The 17,666-nt window shown below is 35.1% G+C and carries 16 protein-coding genes and 1 pseudogene; 6 read left to right on the forward strand and 11 right to left on the reverse strand.

All coding sequences use genetic code 11. The annotated features are described in order from the left end of the window. The first annotated feature begins 19 nt into the window (after nucleotides 1–19). Nucleotides 20–985 carry an NAD(P)H-quinone oxidoreductase gene (locus tag P8J93_07895; protein MDG2061719.1) on the forward strand — a complete coding sequence of 322 codons (966 nt, stop codon included), beginning with the start codon at nucleotides 20–22 and terminating at the stop codon, nucleotides 983–985. On the opposite strand, the gene mmsB is transcribed toward P8J93_07895, so the two are convergent. The 5 genes from mmsB to P8J93_07920 are packed head-to-tail and all read right to left on the reverse strand — an operon-like array spanning nucleotide 980 to nucleotide 6,434. After that, entirely contained in the window at nucleotides 980–1,867 is an 888-nt protein-coding gene (mmsB, locus tag P8J93_07900; GenBank protein ID MDG2061720.1) for a 3-hydroxyisobutyrate dehydrogenase, read from the reverse strand. The two genes, P8J93_07895 and mmsB, sit on opposite strands and share 6 nt — an antisense overlap. Before the next feature lie 12 nt (nucleotides 1,868–1,879). Then, the gene (locus tag P8J93_07905) at nucleotides 1,880–3,010 is read right to left on the reverse strand and encodes an enoyl-CoA hydratase/isomerase family protein (protein ID MDG2061721.1); all 1,131 of its coding nucleotides are present in this window, start codon (nucleotides 3,008–3,010) and stop codon (nucleotides 1,880–1,882) included. Then, the gene (locus tag P8J93_07910) at nucleotides 3,003–3,773 is read right to left on the reverse strand and encodes an enoyl-CoA hydratase (GenBank protein ID MDG2061722.1); all 771 of its coding nucleotides are present in this window, start codon (nucleotides 3,771–3,773) and stop codon (nucleotides 3,003–3,005) included. The genes P8J93_07905 and P8J93_07910 overlap by 8 nt, the downstream gene beginning before the upstream one ends. A gap of 6 nt (nucleotides 3,774–3,779) precedes the next feature. Beyond that, entirely contained in the window at nucleotides 3,780–4,940 is a 1,161-nt protein-coding gene (locus P8J93_07915) for an acyl-CoA dehydrogenase family protein (GenBank protein MDG2061723.1), read from the reverse strand. 3 nt (nucleotides 4,941–4,943) lie between these two features. Then, complete coding sequence (locus P8J93_07920; protein ID MDG2061724.1) at nucleotides 4,944–6,434, reverse strand: CoA-acylating methylmalonate-semialdehyde dehydrogenase; 1,491 nt, start codon at nucleotides 6,432–6,434, stop codon at nucleotides 4,944–4,946. A 200-nt stretch (nucleotides 6,435–6,634) separates the two neighbouring features. Here P8J93_07920 and P8J93_07925 point away from each other — a divergent pair, with 200 nt between their 5' ends. Genes P8J93_07925 through P8J93_07935 form a run of 3 tightly spaced genes read left to right on the forward strand, consistent with a single transcriptional unit; the run spans nucleotide 6,635 to nucleotide 9,939 of the window. Then, complete coding sequence (locus P8J93_07925) at nucleotides 6,635–7,609, forward strand: nitronate monooxygenase family protein (GenBank protein ID MDG2061725.1); 975 nt, start codon at nucleotides 6,635–6,637, stop codon at nucleotides 7,607–7,609. A 14-nt stretch (nucleotides 7,610–7,623) separates the two neighbouring features. Continuing rightward, nucleotides 7,624–8,409, forward strand: coding sequence for an enoyl-CoA hydratase-related protein (locus tag P8J93_07930; protein ID MDG2061726.1), 786 nt, complete (start codon nucleotides 7,624–7,626; stop codon nucleotides 8,407–8,409). 3 nt (nucleotides 8,410–8,412) lie between these two features. After that, nucleotides 8,413–9,939 (forward strand): AMP-binding protein, encoded by a 1,527-nt coding sequence (locus tag P8J93_07935; GenBank protein MDG2061727.1) that lies wholly within the window; start codon nucleotides 8,413–8,415, stop codon nucleotides 9,937–9,939. A gap of 4 nt (nucleotides 9,940–9,943) precedes the next feature. On the opposite strand, the gene P8J93_07940 is transcribed toward P8J93_07935, so the two are convergent. Then, the gene (locus P8J93_07940; protein ID MDG2061728.1) at nucleotides 9,944–10,822 is read right to left on the reverse strand and encodes an alpha/beta hydrolase; all 879 of its coding nucleotides are present in this window, start codon (nucleotides 10,820–10,822) and stop codon (nucleotides 9,944–9,946) included. 124 nt (nucleotides 10,823–10,946) lie between these two features. On the opposite strand from P8J93_07940, the gene P8J93_07945 reads away from it, so the two are divergent. Together P8J93_07945 and P8J93_07950 are read left to right on the forward strand one after the other, a co-directional pair. Further along, a complete protein-coding gene (locus tag P8J93_07945) occupies nucleotides 10,947–11,795 on the forward strand; it encodes an NUDIX hydrolase (protein ID MDG2061729.1) in 849 nt (282 codons plus the stop codon). A 2-nt stretch (nucleotides 11,796–11,797) separates the two neighbouring features. Beyond that, nucleotides 11,798–12,625, forward strand: coding sequence for an MBL fold metallo-hydrolase (locus P8J93_07950; protein ID MDG2061730.1), 828 nt, complete (start codon nucleotides 11,798–11,800; stop codon nucleotides 12,623–12,625). Here the strand turns inward: P8J93_07950 and msrA are convergent. The 5 genes and pseudogenes from msrA to dksA all read right to left on the reverse strand — a co-directional run bounded on the left by msrA (nucleotide 12,618) and on the right by dksA (nucleotide 17,621). Then, complete coding sequence (gene msrA, locus P8J93_07955; protein ID MDG2061731.1) at nucleotides 12,618–13,259, reverse strand: peptide-methionine (S)-S-oxide reductase MsrA; 642 nt, start codon at nucleotides 13,257–13,259, stop codon at nucleotides 12,618–12,620. The genes P8J93_07950 and msrA overlap by 8 nt on opposite strands. Next, a complete protein-coding gene (gene acs / locus P8J93_07960) occupies nucleotides 13,246–15,192 on the reverse strand; it encodes an acetate--CoA ligase (protein ID MDG2061732.1) in 1,947 nt (648 codons plus the stop codon). The genes msrA and acs overlap by 14 nt, the downstream gene beginning before the upstream one ends. 2 nt (nucleotides 15,193–15,194) lie before the next feature. Further along, nucleotides 15,195–15,881, reverse strand: a complete 687-nt coding sequence (locus P8J93_07965) for a deoxynucleoside kinase (GenBank protein MDG2061733.1) — start codon at nucleotides 15,879–15,881, stop codon at nucleotides 15,195–15,197. 48 nt (nucleotides 15,882–15,929) lie between these two features. Next, on the reverse strand, nucleotides 15,930–17,201 hold the full coding sequence (gene pcnB, locus P8J93_07970) for a polynucleotide adenylyltransferase PcnB (GenBank protein ID MDG2061734.1): 1,272 nt from the start codon (nucleotides 17,199–17,201) through the stop codon (nucleotides 15,930–15,932). 21 nt (nucleotides 17,202–17,222) lie between these two features. Further along, nucleotides 17,223–17,621: pseudogene (gene dksA / locus P8J93_07975) on the reverse strand (RNA polymerase-binding protein DksA). Nucleotides 17,622–17,666: the final 45 nt, after the last annotated feature.

Raw genomic sequence — 17,666 nt, forward strand, 5'->3', positions numbered from 1 at the left:
TATTTTTTTTATAAAAAACATGGAAGCTATACATCAAGTAGACTCAAAATTAATTTGGCAAAAGGATAAAGACCCTAAAATCAAAGAAGATGAGGTTTTGATTCAAGTTAAAGCTACGGCTGTAAACAGGGCAGATTTAATCCAACGATCAGGCAATTATCCTCCTCCAGAAGGGGCAAGCCCTATTCTAGGATTAGAATGCGCGGGAGTCATTAAAGAAGTTGGAAAAAATACTAAATCTTTTAAAGAAGGTGATGAAGTTTGTGCATTACTAAGCGGAGGTGGCTATGCTGAGATAGTTGCCGTTCCTGAAGGACAAGTTTTAAATATACCAAAGGGTCTGACTTTTAAGGAAGCCGCAGCAATTCCTGAGGTATTTGCAACAGCTTATTCAAATTTGTATATGGAAGGAAGATTATCGGATAACGAAACAGCATTGATCCATGCTGGAGCTAGTGGCGTGGGAACAGCAGCTATTCAAATTTGTAAAGCATTTAAGAATCCATGTTTTGTAACCGCAGGAAATGAAGAGAAGATAGCAAAATGTATCGATCTAGGAGCTTCTGGCGGCCTAGTAAGGTCTTCAGAAGGTTTCGCTGATGATGTTCTTGAATGGACAAATCACACAGGAGTTAATGTTATATTAGATCCAGTTGGAGCAAGCTACATAGAAGATAATTTAAATTGTTTATCCATGGAAGGTAGACTTATCATCATTGGTCTGATGGGGGGAGCGCAAAGTAATTTAAATCTAGGTCAACTATTAATGAAGAGAGCTAGAATATTAGGATCGACATTGCGAGCTCAATCTATTGAATCAAAAGCTAGGATTATGATGCAACTTAAAAAAAATCTTTGGGACTTCATAGAAGATAAAAAAATAAATCCAATTATCGATACTGTTTTTCCTATTGAGAAAGCAGAAAAGGCTCACGAGCTTATTGCAGGAAATCAAACCTTTGGGAAGGTAATTTTAGAGTTATAAATCTAAGTATTTTTTCTGAATGCTAGAGAAATCAAGGTCTTCTAACCCTTGTTCCATAAGTTCTTGATAAAGCTCCCTAGCAAGATCTCCCATAGGAGTTTGTGAGTTAGAGCTTTCAGAAGCTTCTTTGGCGAGACCTAAATCTTTAGACATAAGTTTATTTAGAAAGCCGCCTTCATAGTTTCTGCTTGCTGGAACTCCGTCCATTACTCCTGGAAATGGATTATATACTTCTAATGACCAGTTCCCGCCTGAACTTTTACGCATGATTTCAGAGAGAACACTGGGATCGAGATCGTTTTTAACGCCTAAAGCTATGGCTTCGGCAGTGCCGCACATGTGAATTGCTAAAAGCATATTATTGCAAACCTTAGCAACTTGGCCTGCTCCATTATTGCCTGCATGAAATATATTTTTACCCATCCTTTCTAGAATTGGTTTAGCTTTAGTAACATTGTCTGAGTGGCCACCAACAATGAAAGTAAGACTTGCATTTTGAGCTCCTCCGACACCTCCTGAAACTGGTGCATCGATCATTCTAAGATTTCTTTCCTTAGCTTTATATGCAACTTTCCTTGCAGAATCTGGAGCTATTGTAGAGCAATCAATTATCAAGGTTTCTTTGTCTAGAATTTCTAAGAGACCTTTTTTACCTAGATATAGTGATTCTACATGTTGGCTTGCCGGAAGCATTGTGATGAGAATATCTGCATTTACAGTAGTTGAAGGAGCATCTTTTGCTATTTTTATCCCATTACTTTTTGCAATTTTTATTGCCTCATCCATTAAATCAAATCCGGTGACTTCCATTCCTGATTTTACTAAGTTAGACGCCATTGGACCACCCATATTTCCTAACCCTATAAAACCTATTTTTGTCATATCAATTCCTATTTAAATTATTAAATCATCAAGTGGATTTTTGTTCCAAGCTGGCTTAAGGTGCTCTTCAATCCATGAATTAGGTACATTATCTATCTTCGAGTATTGCCATTTTGGTTGATTATCTTTTTCTATTATCACAGCACGAATTCCTTCAGTAAAATCAGGATGCCTAGTTACTTGTATAGCTAAATCTAATTCAAATTTAAATACCTCTTTAAGTTGCATATGATCTTTAAAGTGACATTGTTCCCAGATAATATGAGCTGAAGTTGGGCTCCCTCCGGCTAATCCTTTTTTTCCTCGTTGAAACCACTTATCATCAATATCATTAGAGAGAATATTATTTGTGACCATGGGAAGGGTTTTCTCATTAGTGAGATCTTGAACTATTTCTAATCTTTGCTCAAGTTGTGGATCTGGAAATCCTAACTTAGATTTAGGCATACTTGCAAAAGACTTGATAAATGAATCTAAAAGTTCATTATTTTTTGTTCGATCATCTGACCAATCTAATTTAGTTAATTCTTGTTCAAATGATTCTTTTCTTGAAATTGAAATATAGTAATCAGTCAGTCCTACCATTTGAGTATCAGCAGCATTAAGTTGTGAGGCAGTAAGCATCATATAAAGCCCAACTCCTTTTGGTAGTTTATTAATGAAGTGAGTAAATCCAACGTCAGGAAATAGTCCTACTCCTATTTCAGGCATGGCAAATCTTGTTCTTTCTGTGCTTAATCTATAATCACAACCAAGCATTATTCCTACACCACCGCCCATAGTGATTCCATCTACCCAACATATGATTGGTTTCAAGTAAGTATGGATTTTATAATCTAATCTATATTCTCTCTCAAAAAAAGCCTCAGCAAAAGGATTAGGCCCTCCTGGTTTTTTTATCATAGACTCATAAAGGGCTCTAATGTCTCCTCCAGCACATAATGCTTTATCTCCTGCACCTTCGATAATTACAGCATTTATTTTATTATTAACTTCCCATGCATCAAGTTGGGGTAATATTTTGTCTACCATGGAGAGAGTAAGTGAGTTTAGGGATTCTGGAGAATTTAAGACTATATGACCTATTTTTGATCCATTTTTAGCTTCTTTCTCAGAAACAAGAACCAGTTCTTTATCAAGCATTTTTCCATTCTGGAGGTCGCTTTTCTAAGAACGCTGCCACTCCTTCAGCTTGATCTTCACTGTCAAACAAGCTTACAAAGGGTTCTTTTTCATAACCATAACTCTTCTTAGAAGTTCGAGCAGAATGAATTAATTTTTTACATGCAGCTACACTTATAGGGCTTTGGTTATTAGATTGAGATGCAAGTTCTAAAGCCAGAGGTAGACTTTCTCCTGATCCAACAACTTCTTCAACTAAACCAATTTTAAGAGCTTGATTTGCATCTAATTGTTCTCCACCTAATATCATTCTTTTAGCCCAACCTTCTCCCACTAATCTAGGTAATTGATGAGTACCTCCTCCACAAGGAAGTAGTCCTACTTTAGGTTCAGGTAAAGCTAGTTTAGAGCTCTCTTCAGCAACTCTAATATCGCAAGCTAGAGCGCATTCTAACCCTCCACCCATTGCAAATCCATTAACAGCTGCTATGGAAAACCCTCTGAATTCACTTAAGGCAGAAAATGCTTTTGCAAATGCTTCGCCCATATCGTTAGCTGCAACTTTTTTGCCCTCATGAAAAACCCGTAAGTCAGCTCCTGCTGAGAAAAATTTGTCTCCTTCTCCAGTGATCACAAGACTAAAAACTTCTCTATTATCATTTAAGGTTTTAATGGTTTCTTCAAGAAACCCTAAACTCTCTAAATCCCAAGTATTAGCTGGAGGATTATTTATGGTAATTAATGCAGTATTATTTTCTATGGAAATTTTTAATTTATTTGACATGATGTTTTATTGGATAATTTGTGTTGCGTCTTCCATTAGCATTCTCCTTCCTATGATCATTTTCATGATCTCATTTGTGCCCTCAAGTATTTGATGTACTCTAACATCTCGGACGTATCTCTCTAATGGATATTCTTGAATATAGCCATAACCTCCAAATATTTGCAAAGCCTCATTACATACATTAAATCCTACATCCGTAGCAAATCTTTTAGCCATAGCTGAGTAAGTTGTCGCCTCTGGGTGGTTATCATCTAATTTTGTTGCTGCTAACCTTACCATTTGTCGTGCAGCTACAAGTTCTGTTGTCATATCAGCAAGTTTAAATTGAAGAGCTTGGAATTCTCCTATTTTTTTTCCGAATTGCTCTCTCTCATTCATGTATTTTTGTGCTTCAGTAAGAGCTGCTTGAGCGGTTCCTATAGAGCATGTTGCGATATTTATTCTGCCCCCATCTAATCCTTTCATAGCTATTTTAAATCCCTCACCTTCTTTTCCAATAAGATTTGAAGAAGAAACTCTTACATCTTGCAGACTAACAATTCGTGTAGGCTGGTTTTTCCATCCCATTTTTTCTTCTTTTTTCCCGTATTCAATGCCTGTGGCATCTGCTGGGACGAGAAAACAAGAAATACCACCAGCTCCCTCTTTTCCCGTTCTAGCCATTAGAACCAGGCAATCAGTTGCACCTGATCCTGATATAAAGGATTTACTTCCATTAATTATGTAAGTATCTCCATCTTTCTTTGCGGTTGTTTTCAAAGAGGCAGCATCAGATCCTGCATTGGCTTCAGTCAGGCAATAAGATGCTAATTTTTTTCCTGAGCATAAGGAAGGAGTCCATTCATTTCTTAATTTTTCGGGTCCAAAATTACTTATCATCCATGTAGCCATATTGTGGATAGTGATAAAAGCAGTTGTACTAGTACATCCCATTGATAGTTGTTCAATTATGATACTGGCATCTAGTCTTCCCAAGGCCATGCCTCCATCTTCTTCTGAGACATACAAAGAACAAAATCCAAGATCTCCAGCTTTTTTGATAACCTCAATAGGGAATTCACTATTTGCATCCCATTCCGCTGCTTTTGGAGCTAATTCTTTCTGCGCAAATTCACTTGCTAAGTTTTGAAAAGCAAGTTGGTCTTCTGATAGGTCAAAATTCATTCTCTATTTAAGCTTAATTGTTAAATTTGCACCTTCACTTTTGCCATCTTCAAACCATCTCTCTGTTACGGTTTTAGTTTCAGTATAAAATCTAACTGCTTGTTTACCATAAGCATGCAGATCTCCATAAAAAGAACCTTTCCATCCTGTAAACGAAAAGAAGGGTAAAGGAACAGGAATAGGTACATTGATTCCAACTTGACCTACTTCTATTTCATGGCGATATTTTCTGGCAGCACTTCCTGAGTTTGTAAATATAGAGGTTCCATTTCCATAAGGGTTTGCATTTACTAGGTCCAAAGCCTCTTGCAAAGTATCTACACAAATACATAAAAGGACTGGTCCAAATATTTCAGTTTTATAGATTGTTGAGTCGATGGTGACATCCGTAAATAAAGTAGGTCCTACCCAATGTCCATCAGGGTAGTCTTTAACAATACAATCACTTCCATCTAGAAGACAAGTGGCTTCTTTTTTACCAGTTTCAATCAGTCCTATTACTCTTTCTTTGGCTTGTTTGCTTATAATAGGTCCATATCCTGATTCAGGATTTTCCCATGGTCCTGGGGATATCTTTGACATTCCTTCTTTTATATCGTTGATCCATTCTTTAGATTCACCTACAAAAACAGCTACACTTATAGCCATACATCTTTGACCAGCAGCTCCAACTGCGGCTCCAATTATATTATCAACTGTTCTATCTTTATGCGCATCTGGCATCACCACCATATGATTTTTTGCTCCGGCAAATGCTTGAACTCTTTTCAGGTGATCAGTTCCAGTTTTATATACATGTTGTCCTACGGGTACTGAACCTACAAATGAGATAGCTTGAATATCTGGATGTGTTAACAAAGCATCAACTTGATCTTTTCCTCCATGGATGATTTGTAAAATCCCTTTAGGAGCTCCAGCCTCTACAAATAATTCAGCCAATAGATTAGGAGTCATTGGGTCTTGTTCAGAAGGTTTCAGTACAAAAGTATTTCCACAAGCTATGGCCATAGGAAACATCCACAATGGAATCATTGCAGGAAAATTAAAGGGCGTAATACCACCACAAACCCCCAAAGGTTGTAAATAGCTATAGGCATCTATTCCTCTAGCAACATTTCCTACAGTTTCTCCCATTAGGAGTGGTGCAATGTTTGAAGCTTGTTCTACAACTTCTATTCCTCTCCATACATCGCCCTTTGAGTCTTCAAAGTTTTTACCATTCTCTTTACTAAGAGTTTCTGCAATATCATCATGATGCTTCTTTAATAAATTTTGATAGGCGATCATAAGTCTAGATCTTTCGGGTGGAGGTACATCCTTCCAGTCATGAAAAGTTCTTTCCGCACTTTTAATAGCTCTATGAGATTCTTCTTCAGTTGCAAATGGAACTTTAGTTAATATTTCTTGTGACGCAGGATTTAATACTTCTAAATGAGTATCAGATTTACTTTGGGTAAATTCTCCTTCTATGAATAGAGGTAAGTTCTCCGACATACTATCTCCTTAATTTTATAGGTAAATTTATATAAATTCTGAAATTGTTAATATTTTATAACTTTTTATAGTGAATCCATACAAATTGAGGTGTCATATAATAAACGAAAGATAAAAAAAACAAACAACTCTGTTTTTTTTGAATAGAATATGCAGTCTTATAATTTATAAAGTTTTAAAAAATAGTTTAGGAGAGAATTATGATAAAAACACGAATAACAGAATTATTAGGGATAGAACATCCTGTCATTCAGGGAGGCATGCAGTGGGTAGGGTATGCGGAATTGGTATCCGCTGTGTCCAACGCTGGAGCTTTAGGTACTCTCACGGCTCTGACTCAGCCCACTCCTGAAGCTTTGACTAAAGAGATTGCTAAAACAAAAGAAATGACAGATAAGCCTTTCGCAGTTAATTTAACAATCTTACCTGCAATAAATCCTCCCCCTTATGAGGAATATGCTGAAGCTATAGTAGGTTCTGGTATACAAATTGTTGAAACTGCAGGTAGGAGCCCTGAACCATTTATGCCCCTCTTTAAAGAATATGGTGTAAAAGTAATTCATAAATGTACTTCCGTTAGGCACGCCTTGAAAGCTGAAAAGGTTGGAGTAGATGCAGTAACTATTGATGGATTTGAATGTGCTGGTCACCCAGGAGAAGATGATATACCTTCACTAGTACTTTTACCTCAAGCAGCTGAAGCCTTAACTATTCCAGTTTCCGGATGCGGAGGGTTCAGTGATGGCAAAAGTTTAGTTGCTGCATTAGCGTTGGGAGGCGAAGCCATAGTCATGGGTACTAGATTTATGGCAACACAAGAATGTTTAATACATCAAAATGTAAAAGAGAAAATGCAAGAAGCAGATGAGCTTTCAACTAACCTTATGTTTAGAACTATGCACAATACGGCAAGGGTTTTTAAGAATTCAGTTTCTGATGAAGTAGTTGAGATAGAATCTACTGGAAGCGCAGTATTTGAAGATGTTAAAGATTTAGTGGCAGGCCAAAGAGGTAGAGTGGTTTTTGATGAAGGGGATCTTGAGCACGGTATCTGGTCTGCTGGAATTTCTGTAGGGAGGGTAAAAGATATTTTATCTTGTAAAGATATGGTTAGTCGTATTATTGAAGATGCTGAAGGAATAATTAATGGAAGATTGAACAAAGTTCAAGCCTAGTTAGAGGTATTAAAATGTCATATGAAACATTAATTTTCAAAAAAAAAGATGGCTTGGCCGAACTAACTTTAAATCGCCCAAAAGCAGCAAATTCTATCAATGTGCTAATGTCTGAAGAACTTTTAGATGTTTCTATTAAGTGCAGGCATGATAAATCTATCAGGGCGATGTTGTTAACTGCTAAAGGAAAAATGTTTTCAGCTGGGGGGGATTTAGCTAGTTTTGCAAAGGAAGGTAAAAATATATCAAATTTATTGAGTTACATGACGCATCAACTTCACGGAGCGTTCTTTAATTTCTCATCTATGAGAGCTCCTACTGTAGTGTCTATTAATGGAACAGCAGCTGGTGCAGGGATGAGCTTAGCTTGTTTAGGTGATATTTCATATTGTGCTGAGTCTGCTAAATTTACAATGGCATATACTGGTGCAGGGTTATCTCCAGATGGAACATCTACTTATTTTTTACCAAAACTTATAGGTATAAGAAAGACAAAAGAGTTAATGCTGACGAATAGATTATTAAGTGCTGCAGAAGCATGTGATTGGGGATTAGTTAATGAAGTGTTTGCAGATGATAAAGTTTATGAATCATCTAAAAAATTAGCTATTAAACTTTGTGAAGGGCCAACAGATGCTTTTGGGGCTGTGAAATCTTTATTGAATGAGTCCTATCAAAATTCTTTGCCAACTCAAGTAGAATTAGAAGGAATGCATATAGCTAATTTAGCTTCTGGAGTTGATGCCCAAGAGGGAATTACAGCCTTTTTAGAAAAAAGAAAACCTAATTTTAAAGGATAGAATATGCCTAAATTTGCCAAGGAATTATATGAATCTAGGCCAGAAGAATGGGCCTTAAGATTTAAGGATAAGACTATGAATTGGTCTGATGTTGACCTAACTTTAAATAGAGTTGCAAATGGTCTGCAAGAAATAGATTTAGGTCCTGAAAGGAGAATAGCCGTATTTGCTGAAAATTCTATGGAAACAGCAATGGCTAATTTAGGTGGTTTAATAGGAGGAGCTTCAGTAGTCCCAGTTAATTTTCATCTTACTTCTGAAGAGGTAGCTTACATTTTAGAAAACTCAGGAGCTAGGGTTATATTTGTTGGCCCTGAAACTAAGAAAATAGGATTAGATGCTGCTAAATTAGCTGGAGTGAGTTTAGTTGTAGGGTGGGGGCTCATAGAGAAAGAAGAAGGAATTCTGAGTTGGGAAGAATGGCTTTTAGGTTGCAGTGATAAAGAGCCTCGTATGGATTTAAAACCTCTACCCAATTTACTTTATACATCTGGTACTACCGGAAGGCCTAAAGGAACTAATCTACCTCCAACTATGTTTGCAGCTGGAGAAACTATTGAGGATCATCTTGAGAATCTTAAATTAAGTCCTAATGTTGGTCTTGGACCGCACCTTGTAGTTGGTCCAATGTATCATACAGGACCTTTATCTGGTGCAAGGTTACTAGCAGCTGGAGTCAATTCAGTTATTTTAGGAAAGTTTGATGCAGAAGCAACATTAGAGGCAATAGATAAATATAAAACTGGAACCACAATCATGGTACCAACTCATTTTGTAAGACTATTAGCCTTGCCTCAAGAAGTAAAAGATAAATATGATACATCCTCTATGGTGTCTATAGCTCATACAGGAGCAAATTGTCCAGTTGATACAAAGATCAGCATGATTAATTGGTTTGGTCCAGTTTTTAGAGATGCTTATGGAGCTAGTGAAGTTGGAACAACCTGCAGTTTAGATTCGGAAGAATTTCTAAAATATCCTGGATCAGTTGGGAAAGCCGTAGAACCCTTCACTGCAATAATTCTAGATGACGACGGAAAAGAATTACCAACTAACGAAGAAGGAAAGCTCTATTTCAAGGACTCAACAGGTAGAGGTATTATTTATCATAATGATCCTGAGAAATCTAAAGCAGCTCACATTGCTCCAGGAATATTCACACTGGGTGAAATAGCATATATGAATGAAGAAGGGTATGTTTTTTTAACAGACAGATTTAGTGATATGGTTGTATCCGGTGGTGCTAATATTTATCCTGCAGAGGCAGAACAAGTATTGATTGAACATCCTTACGTAATGGATGTTGCATGCATAGGAGTACCAAACAAAGAAATGGGAGAGGAATTGAAAGCACTTATTATAGTGGACCCATCTCAAGTTAAAACCTCTGAAAAGGAATTAATAGATTGGTCCAGAGATAAGATATCTCACTATAAATGCCCTAGAAGTGTTGAGTTTGTTAAAGATTTAGGAAGAAATACTATGGGTAAGATTAATAAGAGAAAGTTAAAAGCACCTTATTGGGAGTAATTAACTACCATGAATTTATAATGTTTTTTATTTCTTCAACAATTTTTAATGGCTGATCAAGAATGACATGATGTTGAGCGTTATCAATACAAATCATCTTCGTTTTAGAATCTATATGTTGCTTTATATAGTTAATTATTTCCTCTGTCATTAATACACTATTAGCTCCATAGATTATACCTAAAGGGTATTTAAGGCTAAATGCAACGTCTCTTCTGGGCCTTTCAAAAACTAATTTCTCAAATAAAGTATCATCAAATTTCCATTCATAGCCATTTTCTACTTTTTGAACGGACCATTTGGCTATGTAATCAATAATATATTGATTTTCACAGGTTTGATCAGGAGCCAATCTAAATCTATCTAAAATTGATTCCAAGGTAGGGTAGGTCTTTCTTCTTCGAATAGGATAACTATGCTCATGTTGACTGTAGTCATAATCTGGGGGTCGAATAGGAGAATCAATCATGATTATCCCTCTAATTTTATCTTGTGATAAATAGCCAGCTGCGGCACTCATAAAGCCTCCTAGGCTATGACCGCAGATTACTGGGGGGCTAGGTCTTTTATCAAAGAAATTAGCATCTTTAGCAACCGAGAGTATTTCATTTCCAAAAATTTCAGCTTTATATTCTTTTCTATGACTACTTTCGCCCATTCCACTAAGATCAATTGCAACTACCTCAAATAAATCTAAGAAATTAGGAGCGATAAAATCCCACCAATGTGAATGTGAGCCACTTCCATGCACAAGTAATAGTCCAGGGTTTTTTTTATTACCCCATTTTTGGTAATAAATATTTGCCCCATCTACTTTGATTGAGTGTTCTGTCTTTGGTACTTCCAGAGATTTAGTAAACCATTTAGGTGGAGTTAGATTCATTTTTTAACTATTAGTAATTTTTATTTATAGTGAAGAAGTCATTCTTCTAGCATAATGTTGGTTTAATCTTTTCCTTGAAAGTTTAAAAAGTTTTCAATTCTAAACTAAAATTAAAATAAAGGTTATGAAAGATCCATTGAAAGGTGTAAAACATGAATTAGCAGATCCAAATGAAAAGGCTTCAGAACCAAAGCCAGCTGCTACAGTTATACTAGCGAGAGATGCTTCAGATGAAGGGATAGAAGTTTTCCTTATGGAAAGAGCTTCTTCAACAAACTTTGGAGGGGCATATGTTTTCCCAGGAGGTAAAGTTGATTTTGATGATAGTGTAGATGGTGTAGATGAGATAATTCATGGTTTAACAGATCAAGAAGCTTCAAAAATTTTGGGCTTGGAATCAGGAGGATTATCTTATTGGGTTGCATGCATAAGAGAATGTTTTGAAGAAGCAGGGATCCTGCTTGCTTATGACACGAATCATAATAATCTTAATTTTAAAGATCAGGATTTAAAAGAAAGGTTTATCAATTACAGGGACAGGTTAAATAAAAGAGAATCTGTTCTCAAAGAAATGTGTAAAAAGGAGCAAATTACTCTTTCCGCTGATAGGTTAGCTTATGTATCACACTGGGTTACTCCAAAAATAGAAAAGAAAAGATATACTACAAGGTTTTTTATAGCACAGGCACCTCAAAACCAAGAAGCCGTTCATGATGGAAAAGAGAGTATAAATAGTTTATGGATTAAGCCTGAGGATGCCTTAAAGAGATGGAAAGAAAGAAAGATATTATTAATTATGCCAACCATAAAAAGCTTAGAGATGATATGTGGTTTTAATTCAACTCAGGAACTTTTAGAAAACAAACAAAATTTAGATCCTGGATATATAACTACAATAGAACCAAAATTCTTTATGGAAAATGGAAAATTAGTAGGACTTTTACCTGGAGAACCTGGATATGAGGATCATTAATAATGAGTCTTGAAGCAGATAAGATAGAAATCATCTCACCTTCTGTAAGGAGAATTACAGCTGGAAATTCTAGTGTATTTACTGGCCCTGGAACAAACACCTATCTTATAGGAATAGACAAAGTTACTGTATTGGATCCGGGACCAGCTATACAGGATCATATTGAAGCAATTGCTAAATGTTCAGGGAAAATAGAACAAATCATAGTGACACACACTCATCCAGATCATTCTCCTGGAGTTAAGCTTCTTCAGGATATTCTAGATATCCCTGCTTTTGGACTAATTACTGAACGCAGCAAGAACCAAGATTTGACTTTTAATCCAGATGTCATGCTAAACCATGGTGAAATTATTAATGTTGAGAATAATAAATTAGAAGTCATTCATACGCCTGGCCATGCTTCTAATCATTTATGCTATTTATTAGAAGAAGAAGGCATGATCTTCACAGGAGATCATATTATGAATGGTTCAACTGTTGTTATATCTCCGCCTGATGGAAATATGAGACAATATCTTGAATCTCTGGATATGCTTAAGAATTATGATTTGAAAAGCATAGCTCCAGGGCATGGAGAAGTATTGAAAGATCCTCAATCCGTGGTCCAATGGATAATTAAACATAGACTAGATAGAGAAAATAAAGTTTTAAGTGCAATAAAACTCAAGGGTCATGGTAATGCAGATTCCTTAGTAGAAGAAGTTTATAAAGATGTTAGTTCCGCCTTGTTCCCTATTGCTAAATGGTCTTTAAACGCCCACTTAATTAAATTATATGAAGATGGTGTTCTTTCTAGGGAAGACAAAACTTATAAATATATTACTTAAAAGTTATTCCTGTACCGCCAATTCCACAGTATCCATCAGGATTTTTTGCTAAATACTGTTGATGATAGTGCTCTGCATAATAAAATTCCGAAGCATCATTTATTTCAGTAGTTATTTTTCCCATACCTGATTTAGTCAGCTCCACTTGATAAGATTCTTTAGATTGGAGGGCTAAATAATTTTGTTCTTTATCAAAACAATAGATCCCAGACCTATATTGAGTACCAGAATCATTACCTTGCCTCATCCCTTGAGTAGGGTTATGACCCTCCCAGAAGTGAATTAAAAGCTCTTCAAAAGATACATCATTAGGATTATATACAATCAATGCAACCTCATTATGACCAGTTCTACCAGTACATACTTCATTATAAGTTGGGTTAGGAGTTAACCCATCTGAATAACCTACCATAGTAGAAAATACTCCATTTAATTGCCAAAATATTTTTTCTACTCCCCAAAAACACCCCATCCCAAACATAGCTTTTTTCATTTCACTTGGAAAGGGTTCTACCATCGTTGTGCCAGTTATAAAATGCTCATTTGGAACTTCAATTTTTTCTTTTCTTCCAGGTAAAGCTTCTGATTGGGAGGGTAAAATAGATTTCTTATTTATTAGATCAATTAATGACATTATTCTTTCTTTCGGTTATAAGTTCTTGAACAACACTGGGGTCTGCTAGTGTAGAAATATCTCCAAGTTCTTTTATATCATTGGAGGCAATCTTTCTAAGTATTCTTCTCATGATTTTCCCAGATCTAGTTTTTGGAAGACCAGGAGCCCATTGAATTATATCAGGCTTAGCTATAGCACCAATCTCATTTTTAACTAATTCTATGAGTGCCTCTTTTATCTCTTCAGAAGGGTCAACACCATTCATAAGAGTTACATAACAATAAATCCCTTGACCTTTAATATTATGATCATATCCAACTACAGCAGATTCTGCTACGTTTGGATGAAGCACAAGAGAACTTTCTATTTCTGCAGTACCTAACCTGTGCCCGGAAACATTAAGGACGTCATCTACTCTACCTGTAATCCAGTAATATCCATCTTTATCTCTTCTAGCTCCATCTCCAGTAGTGTAATAACCAGGGTTCAAAGAGAAATATGTATCTAAGCATCTTTCATGATCATCATATACTGTTCTTATTTGAGATGGCCAACTTCTTTTTATAACGAGATTGCCTTCTCCTTGGCCTTTTATTTCATGTCCTTCTTCATCTAAAAGAGCTGGTTCAACTCCAAAAAAAGGTAATGTTGCGCTACCAGGTTTAAGATCAGTTACACCAGCGATTGGAGAAATCATAATCCCTCCCGTTTCAGTTTGCCACCATGTATCTATTATTGGGCATCTGCTATTCCCGACTACTTGATAATACCATTCCCATGCTTCTGGATTTATAGGCTCTCCAACTGAGCCAAGTAATTTTAGGGATTCCCTTGAAGTGCAATTCACAAATTCATTACCCTGTGCCATTAGGGCTCTTAAGGCAGTTGGAGCAGTATAAAAAATATTTACTTTATGTTTATCAATTATATTCCAGAATCTAGAGGCATCAGGATAGGTAGGTATACCTTCAAACATAAGTGAGGTTGCACAATTGGATAATGGTCCGTAGACAATATATGAATGCCCTGTTATCCAGCCGACGTCAGCTGTACACCAATATATATCTTGTTCTTGATAATTAAAGATGATTTGATGAGTCATTGCAGCTTGTAGCAAATAACCCCCGGTAGTATGTAGAACACCTTTAGGTTTACCTGTTGAGCCAGAAGTATAAAGAATAAAGAGGGGATCCTCTGAACTCATTGGCTCAGGTTCGCAAAAATCATCCACTTCTTTAATAATTTCTTCGTATATCAGATCTCTGTTCTTTGTTAGATTTACCTTAGATTTAGTTCTAGAGATTACAATTACTGAATGAACATTTGGACAGGTTTCAAGGGCTTTATCAACGTTATCTTTTAAAGGTATTTTTTTTGATCCTCTTACACCTTCATTAGCTGTAATAACTGCAGAACAATTACTATCTAAGATTCTATCTTTTAAGGCTTCAGGTGAAAATCCACCAAATACAACTGAGTGGATTGCTCCTATCCTTGCACAAGCAAGCATTGCATAAGTAGCTTCTGGAATCATAGGCATGTAAATACAAACAGTATCGCCTTTATTGATTCCACTCTTCTTTAAAGCATTGCTAAATCTACAGACAGATTTATGTAACTCATTATAGGTAATTTCTTTGGAATCATTAGGATTATCTCCTTCCCAGATGATAGCTACTTTTGAACCATTTTTACTTAGATGTCTATCAATACAATTAACTGACGCATTAATTTTTCCATCCTTAAACCATTCAAATTCACCATTATTAAAGTCTGATTTACATATTGATTTAGGTATTTTTTCCCATGTTAAATATTTTGTTAGTTGTTCCTGCCAAAACTTTTTTGGCTCCCTTAAAGAATGATCATAAAGGCTCTTGTAAGATTCTTTATCAAGAGAATTATTTTTATATACGGAATTATTTTGAATATATATTTTTTCTTTTGACATATTTAGATAAGGCTTGGGCTTGGATTAAAGTACATTCTTCTTCCCGTCGGATCATTATAAAACTCCATAATTTTCCCTAGTAACAAGATGAAGTCATCTTCTTTAGTGGCAAAATTTATAAATTCAGAATTAACAATCAAGACAAGAGATCTTTCATAGTTTAAAAAGAATTTTTTATAGGCTTCATTTAAGCTTTCAAGGTAATTGTAATCAATACTCTTTTCCATCTCAACGCCCCTACTTTTTACTCTTCTATATAAAGTTTTTGTTTCAGCTTGCAAATAAATCACTATATCTGGAATAGGAAGTTCAATGGATAAATAATCATAAATTTGGTTGTACAAACTTAACTCATGTTCGTCTAGGGTTAATTCAGCAAATAATTTGTCCTTTTCTAGCAAGAAGTCAGATATCTTAACAGGATTAAAGATATCCTCCTGTTTCAATTCTTCAGACTCTTTAACTCTTTGGAATAAAAAAAATAATTGAGTAGCCAAGGCAGATTTCTTAGGATTTTTATAAAAATCTACTAAAAAAGGGTTGTCATTTGGCTTTTCTAAAAAAGTATCATATCCAAAATAATCAGCTAATAATTTAGTTAATGTAGTTTTTCCAACTCCTATCGGTCCTTCTACAGAAATAAACTTTGGCTTTTTTTTAAATTCATCAAGGTTTACTTTCCTCGGCATCTTTGCTTCTCAAATAAAATTATTTACTGGGTCAATACTATATCCTTTTTAATGTAAAAATTTGTTATTAGTGTGTATTTTAGTTCCAAACTTCTTGGATCTTTCAATCATTTTTTTTCTTTTTTTAAAACTAGAAAATTGAAAAGACTCCCACCAATGTCCTATATCATCAAGGTTAAGACCAGCTAATTCTCTATTTATTAAAAAATCAAAACCAGCCCTAAACTTCTTTTGCTCTATGAGTCTATGGGCGCTCTGGCTATTTGTTTTCATTAATTTTATTTGTAGAGCCCAGATCTGAAATATGGAATCTTTCATATTTTTCGGGATAAAGCAAAAGTTAGATTGCTCTTCTAGCAAATAGATTGCATGGAGTCTTAATTCAGTATATTTGACCTGATGAGTGTTTATTTCACCAAAACTTTTTACTAATCCCGGCCAAAGTAATGTAGCTATGAGAAAAGGCAAAATAACAGTCTTATTTTCCTGCACGCGTTTATCAGTTCCTTTTAATGATATTTCTATAAAATTTTTAAAGTAATCATTATTAGATTTAATGTTTGTTTTTAAAGAAGGAAATAGGTACTTCAAAATGTTTAGATCTTCTAGATAAAGATAATTCTTATAACTATTTCCAAAAAGAAATAATTTATTTATTTCATCTAATCTTCTAGCAGGAGGCACGTTAAGAATTAGAAATCCTAAATTAGATATTTTTTTTTCAATAGATTTTTCTAATTTTAAATTTAATTTAGAAGAAAATCTGACAGCTCTTAACATTCGAACTGGATCCTCTTTAAATCTATTATCAATATTGCCTAAGACTCTAATCTTTTTATTTCTAATGTCCTTATATCCTCCAGTAAAATCTATTATTTCTTGAGTAGCAATATCATAAAATAATGAATTCATTGTAAAATCTCTTCTAAAGGCATCCTCATATGCATTTCCATAATGGTTATCATCAAGAATCATGCCTTCTTTAGTTTGAGATTTATTAGGTTTTTCTGATCTAAAAGTAGCAACTTCTATAAAGTTTCTTCCACTTCTAACATGGACTAGTTTAAACCTTCTTCCTATAATTCTACTCCTAGGGATAAGTTTTTTGATCTTTTCAGGGCTTGCACTCGTTGCAATATCAAAATCCTTAGGCTTTACTTGAAGTAGCTGGTCTCTTATACAGCCCCCAACCAAATAAGCTTCATGGCCATTCTTTTTTAAAGTTACTATTACTTTTCTAATGTTTTTTGGAACAAATGAAGGATCAATCTTGTGTGTAGATATTTGGATTTTTTCCGGAGAAAGATTAGTGGTTATCAAAAGATCATAAAAACAAAACCTTTATCCAAAATTTTGCCTTTCTTTTATTTCTTCAAGAGTTTTACAGTCTATGCACCTTGTAGCAGTAGGTCTGGCTTCAAGTCTTCTAATGCCTATTTCTATTCCGCAAGATCTACAATATCCATAATCAGATGCTTTAAGTTCTTCAATGGATTGTTCTATTTTAGCCAAAAGCTTTCTTTCCCTTTCCCTAGTTCTTAGCTCCAAGGTAAATTCTTCTTCTTGGGAGGCTCTATCTGACTGATCTGGAAAATTTGTAGGACTTTTTTGCAAATTTTGTGCTGTTTTATCTTGCTCTATTAATAATAGAGATTTCCAAGAATTCAATATTTTATCAAAATGACTTTTTTGTCTCTTATTCATATACCTCTCGTTCTTTCTTAATTTCAGAGGTTCAAGAGATGCTAAGAATTCATCTTCGCCTGAGTATTTATTTTTTGTAAT

It is taken from the genome of SAR86 cluster bacterium (genome assembly GCA_029268615.1).
Classification (GTDB): domain Bacteria; phylum Pseudomonadota; class Gammaproteobacteria; order Magnimaribacterales; family Magnimaribacteraceae; genus JAQWNM01.

Bases quoted from the DNA above. Each gene is read 5' to 3' on its own strand.
- P8J93_07920 (MDG2061724.1), bottom strand. From the start codon at position 6,434: ATGTCGGAGAACTTACCTCTATTCATAGAAGGAGAATTTACCCAAAGT.
- P8J93_07935 (MDG2061727.1), top strand. From the start codon at position 8,413: ATGCCTAAATTTGCCAAGGAATTATATGAATCTAGGCCAGAAGAATGG.
- P8J93_07910 (MDG2061722.1), bottom strand. From the start codon at position 3,773: ATGTCAAATAAATTAAAAATTTCCATAGAAAATAATACTGCATTAATT.
- P8J93_07930 (MDG2061726.1), top strand. From the start codon at position 7,624: ATGTCATATGAAACATTAATTTTCAAAAAAAAAGATGGCTTGGCCGAA.
- msrA (MDG2061731.1), bottom strand. From the start codon at position 13,259: ATGTCATTAATTGATCTAATAAATAAGAAATCTATTTTACCCTCCCAA.
- P8J93_07940 (MDG2061728.1), bottom strand. From the start codon at position 10,822: ATGAATCTAACTCCACCTAAATGGTTTACTAAATCTCTGGAAGTACCA.
- mmsB (MDG2061720.1), bottom strand. From the start codon at position 1,867: ATGACAAAAATAGGTTTTATAGGGTTAGGAAATATGGGTGGTCCAATG.
- P8J93_07965 (MDG2061733.1), bottom strand. From the start codon at position 15,881: ATGCCGAGGAAAGTAAACCTTGATGAATTTAAAAAAAAGCCAAAGTTT.
- P8J93_07915 (MDG2061723.1), bottom strand. From the start codon at position 4,940: ATGAATTTTGACCTATCAGAAGACCAACTTGCTTTTCAAAACTTAGCA.
- P8J93_07895 (MDG2061719.1), top strand. From the start codon at position 20: ATGGAAGCTATACATCAAGTAGACTCAAAATTAATTTGGCAAAAGGAT.
- P8J93_07905 (MDG2061721.1), bottom strand. From the start codon at position 3,010: ATGCTTGATAAAGAACTGGTTCTTGTTTCTGAGAAAGAAGCTAAAAAT.
- P8J93_07925 (MDG2061725.1), top strand. From the start codon at position 6,635: ATGATAAAAACACGAATAACAGAATTATTAGGGATAGAACATCCTGTC.
- P8J93_07950 (MDG2061730.1), top strand. From the start codon at position 11,798: ATGAGTCTTGAAGCAGATAAGATAGAAATCATCTCACCTTCTGTAAGG.
- acs (MDG2061732.1), bottom strand. From the start codon at position 15,192: ATGTCAAAAGAAAAAATATATATTCAAAATAATTCCGTATATAAAAAT.
- P8J93_07945 (MDG2061729.1), top strand. From the start codon at position 10,947: ATGAAAGATCCATTGAAAGGTGTAAAACATGAATTAGCAGATCCAAAT.